The 20672-nt window shown below is 42.6% G+C and carries 16 protein-coding genes, 1 tRNA gene and 1 rRNA gene; 9 read left to right on the forward strand and 9 right to left on the reverse strand.

Features of this window, described 5'->3' with window-relative positions; genetic code table 11:
• Positions 1-23: 23 nt before the first annotated feature.
• Positions 24-141: ribosomal RNA gene (gene rrf / locus PN447_RS09275) — 5S ribosomal RNA — on the forward strand.
• A 51-nt stretch (positions 142-192) separates the two neighbouring features.
• Here the strand turns inward: rrf and nadA are convergent.
• Positions 193-1167 (reverse strand): quinolinate synthase NadA, encoded by a 975-nt coding sequence (gene nadA, locus PN447_RS09280; protein WP_271762567.1) that lies wholly within the window; start codon positions 1165-1167, stop codon positions 193-195.
• Between the two features lie 150 nt (positions 1168-1317).
• Here nadA and PN447_RS09285 point away from each other — a divergent pair, with 150 nt between their 5' ends.
• Complete coding sequence (locus PN447_RS09285) at positions 1318-2223, forward strand: TIGR04168 family protein (protein ID WP_271762639.1); 906 nt, start codon at positions 1318-1320, stop codon at positions 2221-2223.
• Positions 2224-2368: 145 nt separating this feature from the next.
• Positions 2369-2453: transfer RNA gene (locus PN447_RS09290), tRNA-Ser, on the forward strand.
• A 145-nt stretch (positions 2454-2598) separates the two neighbouring features.
• Here PN447_RS09290 and PN447_RS09295 read toward each other — a convergent pair.
• Both PN447_RS09295 and PN447_RS09300 read right to left on the reverse strand, forming a co-directional pair.
• Positions 2599-3501 carry a S1 RNA-binding domain-containing protein gene (locus PN447_RS09295; RefSeq protein WP_271762568.1) on the reverse strand — a complete coding sequence of 301 codons (903 nt, stop codon included), beginning with the start codon at positions 3499-3501 and terminating at the stop codon, positions 2599-2601.
• Positions 3502-3676: 175 nt separating this feature from the next.
• Positions 3677-4426 carry a dienelactone hydrolase family protein gene (locus PN447_RS09300; protein ID WP_271762570.1) on the reverse strand — a complete coding sequence of 250 codons (750 nt, stop codon included), beginning with the start codon at positions 4424-4426 and terminating at the stop codon, positions 3677-3679.
• A 210-nt stretch (positions 4427-4636) separates the two neighbouring features.
• Between PN447_RS09300 and PN447_RS09305 the strand changes: the two genes are divergently transcribed.
• Positions 4637-5620: a GntR family transcriptional regulator gene (locus PN447_RS09305; protein ID WP_271762572.1), complete on the forward strand. Its 984-nt coding sequence runs from the start codon at positions 4637-4639 to the stop codon at positions 5618-5620.
• 73 nt (positions 5621-5693) lie between these two features.
• Here PN447_RS09305 and PN447_RS09310 read toward each other — a convergent pair whose 3' ends face one another.
• The 4 genes from PN447_RS09310 to tig form a co-directional block, all read right to left on the reverse strand.
• Positions 5694-6605, reverse strand: a complete 912-nt coding sequence (locus PN447_RS09310; RefSeq protein WP_271762573.1) for an alpha/beta fold hydrolase — start codon at positions 6603-6605, stop codon at positions 5694-5696.
• Positions 6606-6716: 111 nt separating this feature from the next.
• Positions 6717-8051 (reverse strand): ATP-dependent protease ATP-binding subunit ClpX, encoded by a 1335-nt coding sequence (clpX, locus tag PN447_RS09315; protein ID WP_271762575.1) that lies wholly within the window; start codon positions 8049-8051, stop codon positions 6717-6719.
• A gap of 9 nt (positions 8052-8060) precedes the next feature.
• On the reverse strand, positions 8061-8759 hold the full coding sequence (gene clpP / locus PN447_RS09320) for an ATP-dependent Clp endopeptidase proteolytic subunit ClpP (RefSeq protein ID WP_271762577.1): 699 nt from the start codon (positions 8757-8759) through the stop codon (positions 8061-8063).
• A 265-nt stretch (positions 8760-9024) separates the two neighbouring features.
• The gene (gene tig, locus PN447_RS09325) at positions 9025-10446 is read right to left on the reverse strand and encodes a trigger factor (protein ID WP_271762580.1); all 1422 of its coding nucleotides are present in this window, start codon (positions 10444-10446) and stop codon (positions 9025-9027) included.
• 768 nt (positions 10447-11214) lie between these two features.
• Between tig and PN447_RS09330 the strand changes: the two genes are divergently transcribed.
• The 4 genes from PN447_RS09330 to PN447_RS09345 all read left to right on the forward strand — a co-directional run bounded on the left by PN447_RS09330 (position 11215) and on the right by PN447_RS09345 (position 16561).
• On the forward strand, positions 11215-12264 hold the full coding sequence (locus PN447_RS09330; protein WP_271762582.1) for an aspartate-semialdehyde dehydrogenase: 1050 nt from the start codon (positions 11215-11217) through the stop codon (positions 12262-12264).
• Positions 12265-12404: 140 nt separating this feature from the next.
• Entirely contained in the window at positions 12405-13292 is an 888-nt protein-coding gene (gene dapA / locus PN447_RS09335) for a 4-hydroxy-tetrahydrodipicolinate synthase (RefSeq protein ID WP_271762583.1), read from the forward strand.
• A gap of 340 nt (positions 13293-13632) precedes the next feature.
• The gene (locus PN447_RS09340; protein ID WP_271762584.1) at positions 13633-15405 is read left to right on the forward strand and encodes a ribonuclease J; all 1773 of its coding nucleotides are present in this window, start codon (positions 13633-13635) and stop codon (positions 15403-15405) included.
• 778 nt (positions 15406-16183) lie between these two features.
• Positions 16184-16561, forward strand: coding sequence for a Mo-dependent nitrogenase C-terminal domain-containing protein (locus tag PN447_RS09345; RefSeq protein WP_271762586.1), 378 nt, complete (start codon positions 16184-16186; stop codon positions 16559-16561).
• A gap of 67 nt (positions 16562-16628) precedes the next feature.
• Here the strand turns inward: PN447_RS09345 and PN447_RS09350 are convergent, their stop codons facing one another.
• Entirely contained in the window at positions 16629-18566 is a 1938-nt protein-coding gene (locus PN447_RS09350; protein WP_271762587.1) for a caspase family protein, read from the reverse strand.
• Between the two features lie 443 nt (positions 18567-19009).
• Here PN447_RS09350 and rpmF point away from each other — a divergent pair, with 443 nt between their 5' ends.
• Positions 19010-19183: a 50S ribosomal protein L32 gene (gene rpmF / locus PN447_RS09355; RefSeq protein WP_271732290.1), complete on the forward strand. Its 174-nt coding sequence runs from the start codon at positions 19010-19012 to the stop codon at positions 19181-19183.
• 94 nt (positions 19184-19277) lie between these two features.
• On the opposite strand, the gene PN447_RS09360 is transcribed toward rpmF, so the two are convergent.
• Positions 19278-20660 (reverse strand): aldehyde dehydrogenase, encoded by a 1383-nt coding sequence (locus tag PN447_RS09360; RefSeq protein ID WP_271762640.1) that lies wholly within the window; start codon positions 20658-20660, stop codon positions 19278-19280.
• Positions 20661-20672: the final 12 nt, after the last annotated feature.

Here is a 20672-nt window from a genome sequence, read left to right on the forward strand (position 1 = left end):
GGGTATCTGACCCACTATTCTTTCCTGGTGTCTATGGCGCGGTGGAACCACACTGATCCCTTCCCGAACTCAGAGGTGAAACGCTGCAGCGGCCACGATAGTTGAGGGGTAGCCCTCCGCAAAAATAGCTCGATGCCAGGTCTAATATTATACGACAAAACACCCCACCAAGGGGTGTTTTGTTTATACAGATTAACTGCTCATCTCCAGCATCCGTTGTATTGGTCGCAGCGCCGCCAGGCGGATATCCTCTGACATGGTGATTTCCGGAATACAATTTTTCATCGCTAAATATAATTTTTCCAAAGTATTTAACCTCATAAATGGACATTCGTTACAAGCACAGTTGTTCAATGGCGGGGCAGGAATAAATTGCTTTTCCGGGGACAGTTTCTGCATTTGGTGAATAATACCCGGCTCTGTAGCCACTATAAATTCTTTTGTAGGGCTGTTTTGACAATATGTGAGTAAGGCGGCTGTTGAGCCGATGAAACTTGCGTGGCGCAATACGCTAGTTTCACATTCTGGGTGAGCGATCGCTTCAGCTTGTGGATGTGTAATTTTTAACTCCACAATCTTCTTTTCAGAAAATGTTTCATGAACAATACAGCTCCCGTCCCATAGCAACAAATCTCGTCCGGTTTGTTCCATCACATACCGTCCCAAATTCCGATCCGGAGCAAAAATAATCGGCTGTGTCGGTGGTATTTGTTGCACAATCTTGACAGCGTTGGAACTGGTGCAGATAATGTCACTCATGGCTTTAATGTCGGCAGAGCAGTTGATGTATGAAACCACCAGATGGTCTGGATGTGCTGCTTTAAAAGCTGCAAAAGCTTCTGGTGGACAACTGTCTGCTAAAGAACAACCAGCATTTAAATCTGGTAAAAGCACCAACTTATCAGGGTTAAGTATCTTTGCTGTCTCCGCCATAAAGTGAACACCAGCAAAGACAATCACATCTGCATTTGTCTGGGCTGCGGCTTTGGCTAATTGCAAGGAATCCCCAATAAAGTCGGCGATATCCTGAATATCCGGTTCTTGATAGTAATGAGCCAGGATAACTGCATTGAGTTCCTTTTTTAGACTCTCAATGGCAGTAAATAAATCTAGTGGTAGTTCACCCGTTTGGGTTTTGTTTTTTTGACGTAGTACGGTGGTAAACACAGTTAGGAGTTGCCTTAAGTTCCAGGTTTTTGTTCTGTGGATTCAATTATAGTAGTTTTTACCAAAAATAGTAGGGGGTCGATATCCCCTCTGTTCTGTGCAAATCCGGCGGAGTTTCATATGCTGGATATAGACGGCAAGGAAAGTGGCATGACCAGTCAGAAAACCAAATCAATAACCCTAAAAATTGCTGTAGTTGGAGATGTTCACGACCAGTGGGAAGTAGAAGATGGCATTGCACTCAAGTACCTAGGTGTTGACTTGGTGCTGTTTGTGGGCGATTTTGGCAATGAATCGGTGGATGTGGTCAAAGCAATAGCCTCCCTGGATATTCCCAAAGCAGCAGTGATGGGAAACCACGATGCCTGGTATACTGCCACGGAATGGGGACGGCGGAAATGTCCATATGACCGTTCTAAGTCAGACTGGGTACAAGAACAACTCGATTTATTGGGACCTGCCCACGTAGGTTACAGTCGGCTGGATTTTCCCACCTGGAATTTAACTGTGGTGGGAGGTCGTCCTTTTACCTGGGGTGGACCAGAGTGGAAATTTGCGGACATCCTGGAACAACGGTATGGTGTGACGAGTATGGAGGAATCCACTGACCTGATTGTCAAAGCCGCAAAAAGCGCCGCTCATGACACGATTATTTTTCTGGGTCACAATGGACCTAGTGGTTTAGGCGATCGACCCGAAGATCCCTGCGGTAAGGACTGGCATCCCATCGGTGGTGACTTTGGCGACCCAGACCTCGGCGCGGCGATTTCTCAGGCTCTCACGGCTGGTAAAACAATTCCTCTGGTGACGTTTGGTCATATGCACCGCACCCTCAGACATACAAAAACAGTCCAGCGAAAAGCTGTATTTAAAAGTCCAGAGGGAACCATTTATCTCAACGCAGCAAATGTACCCAGGATTTTGGATAATCAGGGGCAAAGGCTGCGCAATTTTTCCATTGTCTCCCTAGAAGCCGGTGAGGTGTCCCAAGTCTCCTTAGTGTGGGTAGGCTATGATTTCCAGGTGGCTGTAGAGGAAATTCTCTATAGGCGATAGCCCAGGATGCCAGAGATATTTTTCTTTAGTAGTGCAATATGTGTACATGATGAGATATATTATGATCTGTCAGCTTGTTAATATTAGACAAAAGCGCTACAATGCTAAATTGTCGTGTGTTAATGATAAGCCTGACAGTTTTATTGGAGAGGTGGCAGAGTGGTCGATTGCGTCCGACTTGAAATCGGATGAGGCTAAAACCTCCGGGAGTTCGAATCTCCCCCTCTCCGTTTGCAAATATAGTTACTGTATTTTAAACATCAAGCAGTTACAAGACTTGGCTAAAGCTAAAAATAGCTAACTTATTTTATATCTAAAAAATCATGTTTCACGCCAAGACGCAAATGCGCAAATAACTGGCGTGAAACTCTACACCTATTCGGCAGATTTGTTACTAGCTCGATTAGCACGCGCCTCGGCTGAACCCATGACTTCATCAAAATTCTCCAAAATTTCACCAGGGAAATTTTCTAAAATTCGGGTAGAAAGAGCCACACGACCTTTACCCTCATCTAAGTCAATAATTACAGCTTTAATCGGTTGACCAATTTGAAAGACTTTATCTAGAGAGTCAATGAATTTTTGGCTGACTTGCTTAATATGTAGCAAAGCACTCAGACCATCTAAATCTACAAATACTCCGAAAGGTTTAATACCAGTAACTTTACCTTCTACTAGCTGATTGAGTTCTAATAAGCTGAAGCTGCTAGAACGAGTGGCCAAACGTTGGGAAAGTATGAGTTTTTTGGTGTTAGGATTAATCTCTAAAAAACTCACAGTCAAACTTTGGCCTTTTAGCGCTTCTAGATGATCACGCTCGGCTAAGTGCGATCGCGGAATAAACCCTCGCAAGGAAAGCAGATCAACAGTAACACCACCTTTATTCACACCCGTGACCCTGACTTGCACTGTTTGACCGCCTTCGTGCATTTCTACCATTCGTTTCCAGACTTGCCGAATTTCCAGCTGTTTTCGGGAAAGGGTGACTTGACCTTCTGCATCCTGATCTCGGATAATCAAAAACTCTAGTTCCTCATGCAATGGCAGTACCTCCGATAAATCGGTCACTGCTCTCAAAGAAGCCTCATCACGGGGGAGAAAAGCGGATGATTTGCCACCAATATCTACATAGGCTCCATTAGGGTCAAGTTGAAATACTTTTCCGCTTACAACTTGTCCCTTTTGAAACTGGTAGTCGTGTACTTCTAGTGCTTTGGCAAAATCGTCCATAGTAAAAGACGAATTGGCTAGTTGAGAAAGTTTCGATTCGGAGTTCATGACGATTAAAGATAAATTATTATTTGATGTGATGCCACTGGAGTTGTACTAAACCCCTAACAAGTTCCGAGCTAGTAGGAGTGTTAGGTAATTATGGCATGATTATTCGGTAGGGAAAACAACCTAAAATAGCTTGAATAGTCCCCAATCCAGGGACTTTCCCCTGCTTTTGTCTCTAGGCTCCTAACACACTGCCAAAAAGTTGTTTCACCTGCTCCCAAGCATCAGCTGCGGCTTTAGGATTATAGCTGGCGCGATGGTTACAGAAAAATCCGTGTTCAGATCCATCGTAGCGAAACACTCGATGAGAAATTTTATATTTTTCTAATTCTCCTGCAATTTCATCGACCTCTGGTGCGGGGATGCTGACATCTTCCAAGCCAAAAAAAGTATATATTGTGCCTCGGATATCCGTGGTACGGGTGATGGTAGGAGCGCCACCGCCAGGGGTGCGAGTAGTAATACCAGCACCATAGAAGGAAGCAGTAGCTTTAATATCTGGTAGGGTAGCAGCAAGATAAGCTACATGACCACCAAAACAAAAGCCAATACAGCCAAAGCTATCGGGTTTCAGGTGGGGTAGGGTCTTGAGATAGTCAATGGCTGATTGAATATCACGCAATAACTCTGATGCTTGAGTCTGTTTCCAAGCATATTTTCTGCCAATTTCAATATCTTCTGGGGTGTAGCCTGTTTCAAAATCAGGGGCTTGACGTTGAAAAAGTGCCGGGGCGATCGCCACATATCCTTGTTTAGCAATTCGTTCTGTAACTTCCCGAATGTGAACATTGACACCGAAAATCTCTTGTAATACCACAACACCAGAATAAGAACCACGTGCTTGTGGCTGTGCTAAATAAGCGGATATTTGTAGATTATCTTGCGAAATTCTCAACTTTGCCGTCTGTATAATTTTTTCTTCCATAAAAATTTCTACCTGTGTTGTGTAATTAAGTATTTAATGATTTGATATCAATATGCCAGTAAATGTAGCTATTTCCCAAGAAAATTATGAATTAGCAAAAATTCAGGCAAAAAAAAATTTACCTCGAAAAGAATAAATGTGTATATAAAATAGCTAATAGTAATCGATACACTGGGTTAGTTGCCTTTACTAATATCAATAGGTTTGGTCATGATTAAATTCCGTATTCAGCCAGACAGTGAAATACCCGCTTCCAGTCAGCTATTTAATCAAATTCAGTTTGCCATCGCCTCCCGACAATATCCACCTGGATACAAATTGCCGAGCACAAGAGCCTTAGCAATGCAAACTGGGTTACACCGTAATACCATTAGTAAAGTTTACCGCCAGTTGGAAGAGGACGGTTTTGTAGAAAGTATAGCTGGTTCGGGAATTTATGTGCGGAGTCAAGGTCATGAATACGGCAGCAAGCTGCAATACCCATTCATCAGAAAAGAAACTGAAGATGGGTATAAACTAGTGCAGAAAGCACTGGATGAGATGTTATCTCAAGGCTATTCACTGCATCAAGCGCGGGAGATATTTTTAGGTGAAATTGATTGGCGCTTAAGTTGTAGCGCCCAAGTATTGGTTGCAGTTCCCTCCCATGATATAGGTGTCGGAGAATTGATGGTGTATGAATTAAAAATATCTCTAAAGATACCTGTACAGTTGGTAGCGATAGAAGAATTAACGGCCTTGTTAGATAAAACTACTTCGGCTACAGTGGTCACAAATCGTTATTTTATCAGCGATGTAGAGGCGATCTCCGCCCCAAAAGGCGTACGTGTGATTCCCCTGGATATCTACGACTACAGCAAAGAACTGGAACTACTCAAAAGCTTACCGAAGGAGAATTGTGTAGGTATAGTGAGTCTGAGTTCCGGGATTGTGCGTGCAGCACAAGCAATTCTTCATGGTTTACGAGGCGATGAACTATTAATCATGACTTCCCAGCCAAAAGATGCTTATCAAATCAGAGCCATTGTCAAGCGGGCGGAAGTAATTATCAGCGATCAAGCCAGTTTCCCCACCGTACAGGCCGCACTACAAGCATCACTAGAAGAGATTATTCGTCCACCCAAACTGATTAAAGTGGAAAATTATATTGGGGCTACATCCATTAATTTGTTAAAACGTGAACTGGGACTTTAGCCACATAGCCTTTCCCAATCTGAAATTTATCTGTGTTTATCTGTGGTTTAACTTTATGGCTACGCCACCCCAGTTATCGGTATACCTGACTCACCTGTAAAAACTCGTGTACTCGTTGTAAGTAAGTTGAAGCATCTTCCAACATAGGAAAATGGGATGTATTAGGAATAATGGTAAACTTAATATTTTCACTCCCGGATGCGGCCTGACGACCCATTTCCGCAGGAATAATTTGGTCATACTCACCAGCCACCAGCAAAACTGGTACTTGCACCTTGGCAAACTCTTGGGGCATTAATTCCGCTTGCGCTTTACTAACTGAGGTATAAATTGTACCTAATGCGGTATCATAGTCTGCTTGCAGAAAATCTTGCAAAAAAGCCTGACGTTCAGAACTAGCAATGGGGCTATGCAAGAATCTAGCCATAAATATTCGGTCAACTAATGGTATTTTACTTAGCCACTTATGACGAAATTTGACTACATAACCACCAAATTTATGAAAAGCCGTAAAGGCTTTTTCGTCGTACTGAAAAATACCACTACAGGTTAAAATAGCTCGTTCTACTCGTTGGGGATAGCGGTTAATAAACAATGTCGCAATAGATGCACCCATGGAATGAGAGTTAATATAAACGCGTTGGAGTTGCAAGTCATCTAGTAAAGTTGCTAAGTCCTCAGCATACTCTTCTAATTCATAGCTTAACTCTTTGATTGCTACTGACTTGTCTGGGTTTGACTGGGACGTTACAACAGATTCACTGGCTTCGACTATATTAGGTTTTCCGCGAGAACGACCAAAACCCCGCAGATCGTACAGTAAACAATCAAATTGGTCTGCTAAAGCATCAGCCGTACTTTTCCAGTACCTCGCTGACCCCCCCCAACCATGAATAAAAACCATTACTGGCTTTACCGAAGAACCAGATGGTTTTTTCACCCACTCATAGTAATGCTCAACACTACGAACACAAATATAAGGCATTTTTCCAGAGTCAAAAATCAAAAATCAAAAGTCAAAAATCAAAAGTCAAAAGTCAAAAGTCAAAAGTCAAAAGTCAAAAGCCAATGACCAATGACCAGTGACTAATGATACCTAGGCTGATTCTGGCTTAGGTAGGGAAGAAGGATGTACTATTAATTCAGCTGTTGAGCGCTTCTCTACCATTTCCTTAGTAATCATGCACCGAGTGACATCCTCACGGGACGGTAATTCGTACATGACATCAAGCATTAGTTCTTCCACGATACCCCGCAACGCTCTAGCGCCGGTTTTTCTGCGGTAGGCTTCTTGAGCGATCGCCCGCAAAGCATCCTGTTTAAAATCTAATTGAACGTTATCCATGTTGAGCAGCTTCTGGTACTGTTTGACCAAGGCACTGCGTGGTTGGGTGAGAATTGCCATCAGCGCTTCTTCATCCAAAGGATCTACTACAGCTACCATTGGTACTCGTCCAATAAATTCGGGAATCATACCAAACTTAACTAAGTCATCTGGTTCGAGATGGCGCAGAGTATCAGCAACCCGCTTTTCTTTGGACTGACTGTCCCCCGGTTGTACAAAACCCATTGACTTTTTACCCACTCTCTGCTCTACTACCTTCTCTAAACCCACGAAGGCACCGCCACACACAAAGAGAATATTGCTCGTATCAATCTGGATACAATCTTGATAAGGATGCTTACGACCTCCTTGAGGTGGCACATTAGCGATTGTTCCCTCTAACATTTTTAGCAAAGCTTGCTGAACGCCTTCACCGGAAACATCGCGGGTAATGGAAGGATTTTCACTCTTGCGAGCTACTTTATCTATCTCGTCAATGTAGATAATTCCTCGCTGGGCTTCCTCCACATCCAAATCTGCCACTTGTAACAGTCGCAGCAGGATATTTTCTACATCCTCACCCACATAACCTGCTTCTGTGAGTGTCGTGGCATCAGCCACAGCAAAGGGTACATCCAAGATTGTGGCTAATGTTTGAGCCAAAAGGGTTTTGCCACAACCAGTTGGACCAATTAACAAAATATTGGACTTTTGCAGTTCTACAGCATCGTCTGCGCCATTTTTACCTTTCGATTGAATGACTGCCAGCCGTTTGTAGTGGTTATAAACTGCCACAGACAAAACTTTTTTGGCCTCGTCTTGACCGATAACGTGTTCGTCTAGATAATTTTTAATTTCTCTAGGCTTGGGAATTTGGTTAAATGAGAGATTAGAAGAGCGGGCACGACGTTTTGAAGGTGTTTCTGACCTTGGTGCTGGTTGTGACGCAGCCGTATTCGTGTCCAGTAGCTCTTCGTCTAGGATTTCATTACACAAGTCAACGCATTCATCGCAGATGTAGACTCCCGGACCTGCGATTAATTTACGAACCTGCTCTTGAGACTTGCCACAAAAAGAACATTTTAAATGGGAGTCGTACTTAGACATACCAGCCTCTTATTTCAGAATGGTGACGTTTTCCCCGGCGGTGGGAATATTTTGTCTGGAGATGACTTGATCAATCAAACCGTAGTTTTTTGCTTCTTCTGCCGACATAAAAAAGTCGCGTTCGGTATCTGCCTCAAGTCTTTCGAGTGGCTGACCAGTATGATGACCGAGTAACTGATTCAACTTACCCTTCACATAAAGAATTTCTCGCGCTTGAATCTCAATATCAATGGCTTGACCTTGAGCCCCACCCAGTGGTTGGTGAATCATGATGCGAGAGTCAGGTAAAGACATCCGTTTACCAGCAGAACCGGCCGCCAACAGGAAAGCCCCCATACTTGCGGCTAATCCAAAACATATAGTAACAACATCCGGGCGGATTTGTTGTATTGTATCATAAATTGCCATCCCCGCGTAGACAGAACCCCCGGGGGAATTGATATACAACTGAATATCTTTCTCTGAATCTTCCGCGTCTAAGAACAGCAATTGAGCAACAATGGAATTAGCAACAGCATCATCTATGGGAGTACCCAAGAATATAATCCGCTCTCGCAGCAAGCGAGAGTAAATGTCGAAAGCACGTTCTCCCATGCCAGACTGTTCTACCACCATCGGTACAATGTTGCTGGGTCGGCTCAAGTGAGAGCTAATTTTGATTGTGCTTAAACTATGGATGGGATCATTTCCCGACTGGGATAGAAGCATATAAGAACAGTTGAGAATTAAGTTAGGAGGGGTTTGCTGGCAGTTATTGCTGCCTTGTGAACTGATGCAGTTTTATTTGAGCTATTTGTTAACCATTATGCCTCATATATATAGCTGTGGGTAAAGACCCCACCCACGCTAATTTTCCGATAATATTTCCCTCACAGAGGTGATTAATCACCCTGCGACAAGGAAGTACCGAGTAGAAAAGATTGTTACTCAGCACTTTCTTGTCCAGACACGGTAATTCGCTTCTCTACACCAATTATATTGATTCTGTACTAGCGGAGGTGCTTTGTTCCTCGCCCTGATCTGTAGGTGTCTCTAAGTCGCCGGAAATTTCTGCTGCTGAACTCAGAGATCCTTCAGGAACAAGTTCCACTGATGAGTGTTCTAGAAGCCAATCGACTATTTTTTCAGTTAACAGTTCGTTTTCCACCACTGAGCGCATTCTTTGGGTGTCAACTTCTTGGTCTGCGTACTGTTCCATCACTTCAGTCACTCTGGTTTCCACTTCTTCAGGCGTGACCTCGATAGATTCGCGTTTACCTACTTCCAGTAATCCCAAAGACTGTTTCAGGCGTTGAATTGCTTCATCGCGCGATCGCTCCCGTAATTGGGGTATGATTTCTTGGGTAAACAGCTGTCTCACATCTAATCCTTGCTGAGAAAGCCGCATTGCCGTTTGTGTTAGCATTGCGTCTATTTCCTTATCAATCAAGGTTTGTGGTAGGTCAACCTCCACGTACTTCAAAATTTCTGCTAACAAAGCTTGCTGCTGGTTCGATTTAGTTTTTTCCTCAGCCTCTTTTTGATATCGTGCTTCTAAAGAAGCACGCAGTTCATCCAAGGTCTCAAATTCACTAACTTCCTGAGCGAAGTCATCGTTTAATTCTGGTAGTTCTTTTTCCTTCAGTTCTTTAAGTGTAACTGTGAAAATTGCTGCTTTTCCGGCTAAATCTTCGTTAGCGTAAGGATCTGGGAACTGAGCGGCAATTTCTCTGGTTTCTCCCGGATTCATTCCCACCATCCCTGATACAAAGCCGGGGATAAATTTATCTTCTTGCAATTCCAGTTGAAAATCTGTGGCTTCAGCTCCCGGAATTGCTGTTGGTTCGGTTGTTTCCTCTTCGCCTTCACCTTTGGCCAGCACACCTTTAAAATCAACCACAGCCACATCACCAATTTGAGCCGCACGTCCTTCCACAGGAATCAGCGTCGCCAACTGTTCCCTTTCCTTTTCTATGACTTCATCAACTCGACTGGATTGGTATTTGATTTCCTCCGCTTTAGCTGTTAAACCGGTATACTGTAGCACATTAACATCTGGTTCTACATCTACAGCCGCTAAAAAGGTTAGGGGTTTTCCTGGTTCATAATTACTAATCAATTCCTCAAAAGAAGTCCGCAGTTGTGGTTGTCCAATTGCCGGTATTTCTTCCTGTTTGAGTGCCTTTTCCACGCCATCTTGAAGTATTTCTTCGAGGGCTGCTGCTTTAATGCGAGTTATACCCAGCCGTTGTAGCAATATTGGCCGCGGTACTTTACCTTTACGAAACCCAGGAATACTTGTACTACTGGCTAAGTTTTTAATTACCTGTTCATAAGTTTGCTTAGTAATTTCTGGCGTAATCTCGATTTCCAAGCCGATTTGGCTGGCGGGAAGTTTTTCCTGGGTAACTTTCATGCTTCGTCTCTGTATTTATTTCTGATTTTTTTGTCTCCCAGTAGGCACTTGATGCGATTTACCGCTTCTGTGGCTTGATTGCTCTGGCCCTGGGAATGGGGGGAACCCACAAGTTACTCAAAATCCCATATTATTATATGGGTGAGTGTTATCAGTAGATATCCAGCTTACTGCTCATGGCAAAGGACTTGACAATTTATTGCCATAAGTTTAACTATGGAAACTCGCAGTTATGCAAGAACTTTAGCAGTTCTTGTTTTTTCAAATACCGTGATATCTTGTTTCTCAAGTTGTATCTTATGCTAGGAATGGTTCTACTGTTGGTTCTGTGTGCCTTGTGGGGCTGAAAGTGACTGTTACCTAAACAGGAGGCTACATTTTTAACTGTGCTGGTTGCAGTCAATCTGAATCATAGTACACCCATCGTGATTCGCAACCCACTTGACAATCTCGATAGTTGTTCGGTTAAAAACTGTCAGCATTACACCATGCTCAAGTGTAGACACTCCTTTTCTTGTACTGGACATGAGGTTGTTGTATAATATTATTATATAATTTCCGGGATAAGTGGAGGAATTGAGCAGCAATAGTAGTTAAATTAAATGTCTTTAACTTAATCTCACCTATAAAATCAATGCACTTTTTTCCGAAAAATCCCATAGAATTAAAAAAATATTGAAAATAGACCATCACTATTTAGAGATATAAGTATAAAATATCAGCGGTTTGAGAAAGAATACACAGGATCAGGGAAAGGAGAAAGCCGATTTGTCAAAATCATATCGTGTAGCTATTTTGGGAGCAACTGGTGCTGTGGGTACAGAGTTGCTGGAATTACTAGAAAGCCGTAACTTTCCAGTGGGGGAGTTGAAGCTATTGGCATCAGAGCGCAGTGTAGGACGATCGCTGCGGTTTAAAGGTGAGGATTTACCGGTAGAATTAGTGAGCGATCACACCTTGGAAAATCTGGACTTAGTTTTAGCCAGTGCTGGGGGTTCTACATCGAAAACTTGGGCAGCGGTGGCTGTGGAAAAAGGTGCGGTAGTAATAGATAATTCCAGCGCCTTTCGGATGAGCCCGGAAATTCCCTTGGTAGTACCAGAGGTGAATCCCCTAGCGGCTGCTAACCACAAAGGTATTATCGCCAACCCCAACTGCACAACAATTTTGATGACAGTGGCAATTTGGCCTCTGCATCAAATTAACCCTATTAAACGGATTGTAGTCTCAACCTATCAATCAGCCAGCGGTGCGGGTGCCAAGGCCATGGCAGAAGTCAAAACCCAAGCTAGCGCTATACTACAAGGACAGCAACCGGTGACGGAAGTTTTGCCTTACCCATTGGCGTTTAACTTATTCCCACATAACTCAGCTTTAAACAATTTGGGTTACTGTGAGGAAGAAATGAAAATGGTCAACGAAACCCGCAAGATTTTTAACGACCAACAAATTAGAATTACTGCTACTTGTATTCGGGTTCCTGTACTACGTGCCCATTCCGAAGCAATTAATTTAGAATTTGAAAATCCATTTAGTCCAGATACAGCCAGGGAAATTTTAAGTCACTCTCCTGGAGTAAAATTAATCGAAGATTGGGAAAAGAATTACTTTCCCATGCCCATGGAAGCCACATCTCAGGACGATGTTCTAGTGGGAAGAATTCGTCAGGATATTTCTCACCCTTGCGGCTTGGAACTTTGGCTTTCTGGTGACCAAATCCGTAAAGGGGCTGCGTTAAATGCAGTCCAAATTGCCGAACTATTAGTAGAAAAAAATCTAATACAACCGGCAAAAACACACGTTTATACTGAACAATAATAGCAATGGAATTTCAGGTATTTTTGGGTAGAAAAATCAATATGAGTGAATTACCCTGGAAACAAGTTCAGCAATAGGTTATTAAAATAGAGAACCACCAAGAGATAAAAAACTAAAAGGCTAATTAGGAGTGAAACAGGGTGGGAGAATTTGGCAGAGTTTTAACCGCTATGATTACGCCGTTCAAGGCAGACGGCAGTGTCAACTATGATGTAGCCTCAAAACTAGCAGCACATCTAGCTAACAACGGTACAGATACATTGATCGTATGTGGCACAACGGGTGAATCCCCTACCCTAAGCTGGGAAGAGGAATACCAGTTGTTTGTGGAAGTATTGCAAGCGGTGGGAGGAAAAGCCAAGGTGATAGCAGGATGTGGTTCTAATTCCACAAAAGAAGCGATCGCTGCCACCCAAAAAGCTGCTACAATAGGGGTGCATGGTTCATTACAGGTTGTACCTTATTACAACAAACCACCACAATCGGGTCTCTACCAGCACTTTCAAGCCATCGCCCAAGCTTGTCCAGAACTGCCAATACTGTTATATAATGTTCCTGGGCGTACTGGTCAAAACCTGAGTCCAGATACCGTTGCTAAGTTAGCGGAAATTGATAATATTGTTGGTATCAAAGAAGCTAGTGGCAATTTAGACCAGGCGAGTGAAATCCGCCGGTTGACACCAAAAGAATTTGACATTTACTCTGGAGATGATTCCCTAACCCTGCCCTTGTTAGCAATTGGAGCTACAGGTGTTGTGAGTGTAGCTTCTCATCTGGTAGGCAATCAACTACAAGAGATGATCCAAGCTTTTAGTGTGGGAAAAATCGCCAGTGCTAATGAAACTCATCTACAACTATTTCCATTGTTTAAAGCTTTATTTTTAACTACAAATCCCATTCCAATTAAACAAGCATTGAAACTTCAAGGTTGGGATGTCGGGTCAACTCGTCTACCCCTGTGGGAAGCTGACTCAGATGTTACTGATAAGTTAAGAGCAGTGCTGGAAGAACTTAATTTAACTAGATAGTAACTTATTGAATGCTTACTAACTTGAGTGAGAGTAATTTTAACTGGTTTACCAGAGAAATTACTCCGCTAAAACCGTCATAGATATCTGATTTTGTAGTTGAGTAAGGTATAGGATCAAAGTAACCAAAGATGTAAACGTGTAGAGTCCCACCGCAGAGTAGAGAGATTAGATAAAAGTTATATATGTAAAATACTTTTTTTATAACAGGAATAAATGAACAATCTCACGCAAAATATACCTGCTTTCAGATAGGAACCTAGTATTTGATTTCATAACAAGATTGCTGAATTTGAATTTATTAACTCTGAAGAAAAACAACAACAATCCAAGGAAAATAATGGTAAACAACGAAACTAAATCTGCCCTCAAAATTATTCCATTGGGCGGATTACATGAGATTGGCAAAAATACTTGCGTTTTTGAGTATGAGGACGAAATTATTCTTTTAGATGCGGGATTAGCCTTTCCGACCAAAGGAATGCTAGGGGTAAATATTGTCCTACCAGATACAACCTATCTACGGGAGAATCGCCAGAAAATTAAAGGTATGATCGTCACACACGGTCATGAAGACCATATAGGCGGTATTGCCTTCCACCTCAAGCAATTTGATATCCCGGTAATCTATGGTCCTAGACTAGCAATGGCAATGCTAGAGGGTAAACTAGAAGAAGCAGGGGTACGCGATCGCACCGATTTAAGATCAGTTAAACCCCGGGATGTGGTGCGCATTGGTCAACATTTCTTTGTGGAATATATCCGCAATACCCACTCCATTGCCGACAGCTTTACAGTGGCTATTCATACCCCACTGGGTGTAGTCATCCACACAGGAGACTTTAAAATCGACCATACACCTGTAGACGGCGAAAACTTTGACTTGCAAAGGCTAGCAGAACACGGTGAACAAGGTGTACTTTGCTTGCTGAGTGATTCAACTAACGCAGAAGTACCAGGATATACCCCTTCAGAACGCTCAGTTTATCCCAACCTTGACCGGGAATTTGGTCAAGCGACGGGGCGCTTATTTGTCACCACCTTTGCTTCCAGCGTGCATCGGATCAACATAATTTTACAGTTGGCACAGAAGCATAAGCGGGTGGTATCAGTTGTTGGTCGCTCGATGCTGAATTTGATTGCTCATGCTCGCAATCTGGGTTACATCAAGTGTGATGATAGTCTGTTCCAGCCATTGCATGCAGTCCGCAATTTACCGGATGAGAAAGTCTTGATTTTGACAACTGGCTCTCAGGGTGAAACCATGGCAGCCATGACCCGCATTGCCAACAAAGAACACTCCCAAATCAAAATCCGCCCAGGGGACACAGTAATATTCTCTGCTAACCCCATTCCTGGCAATACGATCGCAGTGGTCAACACCATCGATAAATTGATGATTCAAGGGGCAAAAGTGGTATATGGAAGGGACAAAGGTATTCACGTTTCTGGTCACGCCTGTCAGGAAGAACAAAAACTGATGATTGCCTTAACTCGTCCCAAGTTCTTTGTGCCATTTCACGGTGAACATAGAATGCTGGTTAAGCACTCGGAAACCGCTCAGAGTATGGGTATTCCTGCCGACAACATGGTAATTATCCAAAATGGCAACATTGTGGAATTAACACAAGATTCCATCCGTGTGGCGGGTACTGTCAGATGTGGTATAGAACTTGTGGATACTACTAGTTCTGGTATGGTGAGCGCTCAAGTTCTCCAAGAACGACAACGTATGTCAGAAGAAGGTATTGTCACCATCGCCACAGCCATTGATTGGAACGGCCAGCTCCTGGCTAAACCAGAAACTCATCTGCGGGGTGTAGTAACTAATGTAGAGCGATCGCTTGTGCAAAAATGGGTACAACAGCGCATTGAAGAAATGCTCAGTGTGCGTTGGTCAGAATTTGCCCAGGTTCGTGAAGGGGAAAGACCCGAAGTAGACTGGGGTGGATTGCAAGGCATGCTAGAGCGAGAGTTGCAACGCTCTATCCGTCGAGAACTACAATGTCAACCAACAGTAACTTTGTTGATGCAAATTCCCGAAGAACCACCTGTCAAGGTTGCTGATGGTAGAAGACGGCGGACTCGCCCCACAGCCCAGGTAGCATCCTAATCATCGCGCTGCACCAGGGTTGAAGATTTGATAACCCCTGACTTTGACGAGTCGGGGGTTTTTTGGTTCTTCTTAACTAATGATAATAATACGACTTACGCAAGATTGGACTAAAAACCTGGTTCTGATATAGGGGTGATTCATGAATTACCCGCACTTTCGTTGTGTTTTGCGTAAGTCCTGAGAGATTTAAACGCTGCGATGAATTTAAAACCAGAAGCGGTCAGATTGACCGTGTTAGCCTGTGGACTAGATAGTGCCGACACTTCTAGGGTGAAACACAGAAGAAAAAGCTGAGTTTTGTTAGCATTAGTTAGCTTTTTTTGGATCGGATGTAACCTAATGCTAAACCCAGATAAGTTAGCCCCAAGACTGCATAAATTGCCAATTTCTGCACAATCACATTCCGTTCATAGTTATCACGTAAGTCATTCTATGGAGCAGATCGGACAAAAGTACTATTTTGGTTTACCAAAGATATTCCCAGCCTTTTTTATGTTAACTTTTATAAAAGTTACACTAAACCCTGTCTAATGACAGATGGCTTTATTAAAATTTAAAGTATGTCAAGTTATGAATAAGATTGCATGATCACACTACCGATATAGCGACAATTACGATTAACTTGACGTAGTCATAAGTTGGATTATGACCTAAGTGGCTAGTGTAACGCCCGATTGTGACTTAGTCAGAGAATAATTCCTCCGGCAAAAATCAATGCTACGTTGTATATATTCATCACTAAGGTGAATAACCTCATTAATATAGAGGATTAACCATGAAGGTATTTGATAATACCACCAAGAAGTTTTTGTTAACAAGCTGGGGATCTTTTAATCAAGGCGATACTAACAAAGCTCCTATAAGTCAGTTACAAGATTCAACTTCCCAGTCTAACCATGATATCCTCCAACCCCTGCGCCATTGGGTAGATAGCATTCCAGTTAATAATCGCCAACGATCTCATCTGTTGTGTAAACTGATTCCGGCTCAATGTCCCTTTGAGCGCGATATCAAATTATTTGGTAAAACCCTGTTTCACATTCCGCCTATGTGTAAACTCAATCCTTTATACGAGGAACTCGTGGGCTTACGTTTCCGCGCTTTGTGCTACCTTGCTGACGAATGTGGCGAGGATGTGTCGCAATACTGCTAATACTCAGTGCTTTGTTGCTCAGTGAAAAGTTAAGAGTTGGGAGTTAATCCTTAGTTCCTAACTCTTTTTAATTCTTCTGGGTAGCCCGCCATTTTTGGATGGCTTCTTGAGCATCTTCGTAAATTCCTGTCATCTCTGGGACTAAAGTAGCGGTTTCAATTGCCGCTTCGATATTACCTTGCTCTGCTCGACTCTTCGCCAGTGCCAAAATTTGTCTACTCCATTCATTCATGGATTTTTGGGCGCGATCAAATCCCGGTTGACCTGGTGGTACTCTTTTAGCGACTTCAATGGCACGATTATATGATGATGCTTGTCCAGGTCTAATTAACGCCTCAGCTGCATCTATAACAATATTATTACTTAAATATTGTTTAGCTTCTAACTGCCATTGGGTAATTGCCAGTTGTGCTTGAGAATAAAGGTCTTGGTCGGGAGTAATTAATTGGGCGGCAGCAATGGCACTTGTATATTCTTTTTTTTCGGCACGACTCTCTGCTAACTCTAGGATCATGCGACTCCAAACTTGAATGTTCTCCTGAGCTTGTTTGTAGAGTGCTTCACCTGGTTGAATTGCCTTAGCATTGGCGATCGCTTTGCTCAGATCACTGGCTTGGGTTTCTCTCAGAGACATTCTTGATAATTCTGAAACTGCTTGACTGCGCTTTTTAGACTCAGAATTAGAGGAAACTTGGGCATTAGATGGGGTTTGTTGTCTCGGAGTTAATGGTGGTGTTTCAGAGGCAGAAGAATGATTTTGTTCAAGTGTTCCGGTGGGAGGTGATGAAGGTGATATTTCTGTAGTCTGTTTGACTTGCAAATATCTTACTTGATTGCGGAGAATAACTATAGAAATCAAAGCGACTACCAGCATAGTACCGCCTCCCCAAAATAAAAACTGTTTCCATAGGGGGGGATCTGTCTGATTCTCGGGTAATGGCGAGTCATCGGCTTGAGGTACATGAGGAATGAAGCCCTCCCCTCTGGTGGTTGGGGTGTTCTGTTGGTTGAGATACTGCCCCTGCTGTGAGCCTGGGACTTGTGATTCTGATAATTTGCCAATAGGTATAAAATTCGGCAAATTCACAGAGGGTGATTGACTACCCAGGGTAGTTTCCACACCCAGGTATTCTCCCCACATAGTCACGTTTTGCGTCTTGGGTAAATTGGGGGGGGTTGTTGCGCCCAGAGCAGGCGCAGTCACCGACACGGCAAAGCTTTCCTCCGGAAAAATAACTGGTTCGGCTTTAACTGGTTCCTTGTGGCTTTCTATCTCCGACTGGGGTAATATCGCTTCTTGGTGAGATGGAAATATCGTTACCGGGGTTTGGACAGGTCGCCAATAGTGTTGACATAATTCTGGGGTAAGAACACTTAAATAGCTGTCTAGATCAGCTAAGTGAGTGGCATTACCAGAACGCAAAGCCTCTAATAATGCGGCTGTGAAGAACCCATGACCCAGTTCGCTACTTTCATGGGAAAATTCATCACATTGACAAGAAAGAATAGCCGCAATTTGTAGTTCTTTAGCTAGTTCTATGGTTTCTGCTCCCACGGGGCTATTTGCTTGGGTGCCAAAAGCACGATTGATGTCCAGCAGCAGCACTGTATTAACTTCAGCCAATTGCAGACTTTGCATCAGCGATCGCAATTCTATGCCAGTTTCTGCCACCAATTCCGGATTTCCTTCCACTGGCATTAAGTAATCTTTGCCCTTGTAACTCACCCCATAACCGCTAAAGAATAACCACAGATGATCTTGTGGTTGCCAACAACCCGCGGTCAAATCCTCCAACAACAGCAGAATATTCTGCTTAGTGGGATAGGTGGATATATCCCCAATGGGTGGCGAGGACTCTGTCATCAATAAACAGCGCTGCTGTAGTAACCCTCCCTCTTCAACCAAAAAACTATTTAACACCTCGGCATCTGCTTGAGCGCAACGTAAGGGTTGAAAGAACTGATATTGATTGATGCCAATTGTGATCGCCCAGTAATTTGCCATCCCGCTCTTTGTAGGTTATTGATTCTTGTATTGCCTAAAATTGCGCTCGGCTTTGCTGAAAAAACAAAGCTAACCTATGTTTTATACTTTTTGCACAATCTGATCCAGTACCTGAAATATAAGCATTTTTTATATTAAAGTAACTAACTTATGATATTTAATAAATATCATATTACCAGTGATCACTGAGGTCGATTAGGCTACAGTCAAGAATATTGCTCAACCAAGATCATTGATCATCCTCTTTACATTTATTTATTGGCCAAATTGGCAAAAAGATCCGGATATTTCGCTGAATTATTTGACTGTAAACGGCAATTGATTTGTAAATATTCCCAAAGCCATAGCGCAAATCGGAATTTTGGCATTTGAAACCGCCCCTATAAAAGTCGAGTTTATAGCTTAGAATAGGGAGGTTGTCAAAAATTGCGAGATCCGCTACTATGGCTGTCCCTAAGAAGAAAACATCCAAATCAAAACGAGATAAGCGTCGAGCCACCTGGAGACATAAAGCTGCTGTCGAAGCCCAAAAGGCTCTTTCTCTGGGTAAGTCAATTTTGTCTGGACGTTCTACCTTTGTCTATCCCACCGCTGAAGAAGACGAAGCAGAATCATAATTTTCTGGACAAGCTAGGCTTTAGATTCATAGGTTACGGTAATGAGTAATTGGGAAACCCCGTTACCCATTACTGGTGGTCTTCAATAGAAGTTCTAGCCCAGAATTCGTTTTAATGCAGATAATTTGCCTTGGTAGGGAGCGTATCGCCAGTCTAAATCCAACCAAAAAGAATTTTTTAAAACACTTTTGTCATGGGAAAAGGTGTCAAAACTGGCTTTACCATGATAGCTACCAATCCCACTGTCACCTACACCACCAAAGGGTAAAGATGACACACCTACTTGCATTACTGTGTCGTTTATACACACTCCACCCGATGAAGTTGCCTGTAAAACTTGTTTTTGCAGGGTCTGATTCTGAGTAAATATATATAAAGCTAAGGGTTTGGGACGGGAGTTAATTAAGGCGATCGCTTCTGTAATATCTGTATATTCAATTATAGGCAGGATAGGGCCAAATATTTCTTCTTCCATGACTGGATCTGTTAAAGAAACATGATCAAGTAAGGTAGGAGCGATATAAAGTTCCTCAGCTTTGGTTTCTCCCCCTATGATAATTTGCCCATCTTGAATCAGATTAACCAATCTGTCAAATTGCTTTTGACTGATTATCCTGGCATAATCTGGACTATTTGCCGGATTATCTCCATAAAATTCTTTGAGGCATTTTTTCAGACCATCTACTAAATCTTGTTTGATTTTTTGATGAACTAACAGATAATCAGGTGCAATACAAGTTTGTCCTGCATTGATAAATTTTCCCCAAGTTATGCGTTTAACGGTATGTTCAAGATTAATATCAGTATCTACAATACAGGGACTTTTACCGCCTAATTCTAAAGTAACTGGTGTGAGATGTTTAGCTGCAGCGGCCATGATAATTTTGCCAACTTTTGTCCCACCAGTGAAAAAGATATGATCAAACTTTTCTGCTAGGAGTTTTTCACTGGTTTCTATACCTCCTTCTACTACGGCGATATACTCTGACGGAAAATACTTACCAATGATTTCAGCTAATAAATTAGAAGTATGGGGCGCAATTTCTGAAGGCTTTATAATAGCACAATTACCCGCTGCGATCGCACCTACTAAAGGAGAAATAATTAGCTGTAAAGGATAGTTCCAAGGACCGATAATTAAAACAACCCCTAGAGGTTCTGGATAAATTTTAGCCGAGTAGGTAAAGAACTTCCAGGGAACTGGTGCTTTTTTCGGTTTAGTCCAACTCTTGAGATGTTTGATAGCGTAATCTATTTCACTGACTACACCAATTTCTATAGCATAAGTTTCAAATTCGGGTTTATGTAAGTCTGCTTTTAGTGCTTGAATGATTGCTTGTTCATTCTCAAGTATTGCTTGTTTGAGAATTTTGAGTTGTTCTAGGCGGAAACTAACATCTTTTGTTTTACCAGTTTGAAAAAATTCCCGTTGATTATAGAGCATCTCAGGAATATTGAGTAAATTGTCTATTAACATATTTGTAACTAT

It is taken from the genome of Anabaena sp. CS-542/02 (assembly GCF_028331085.1).
Lineage (GTDB): Bacteria > Cyanobacteriota > Cyanobacteriia > Cyanobacteriales > Nostocaceae > Anabaenopsis > Anabaenopsis arnoldii.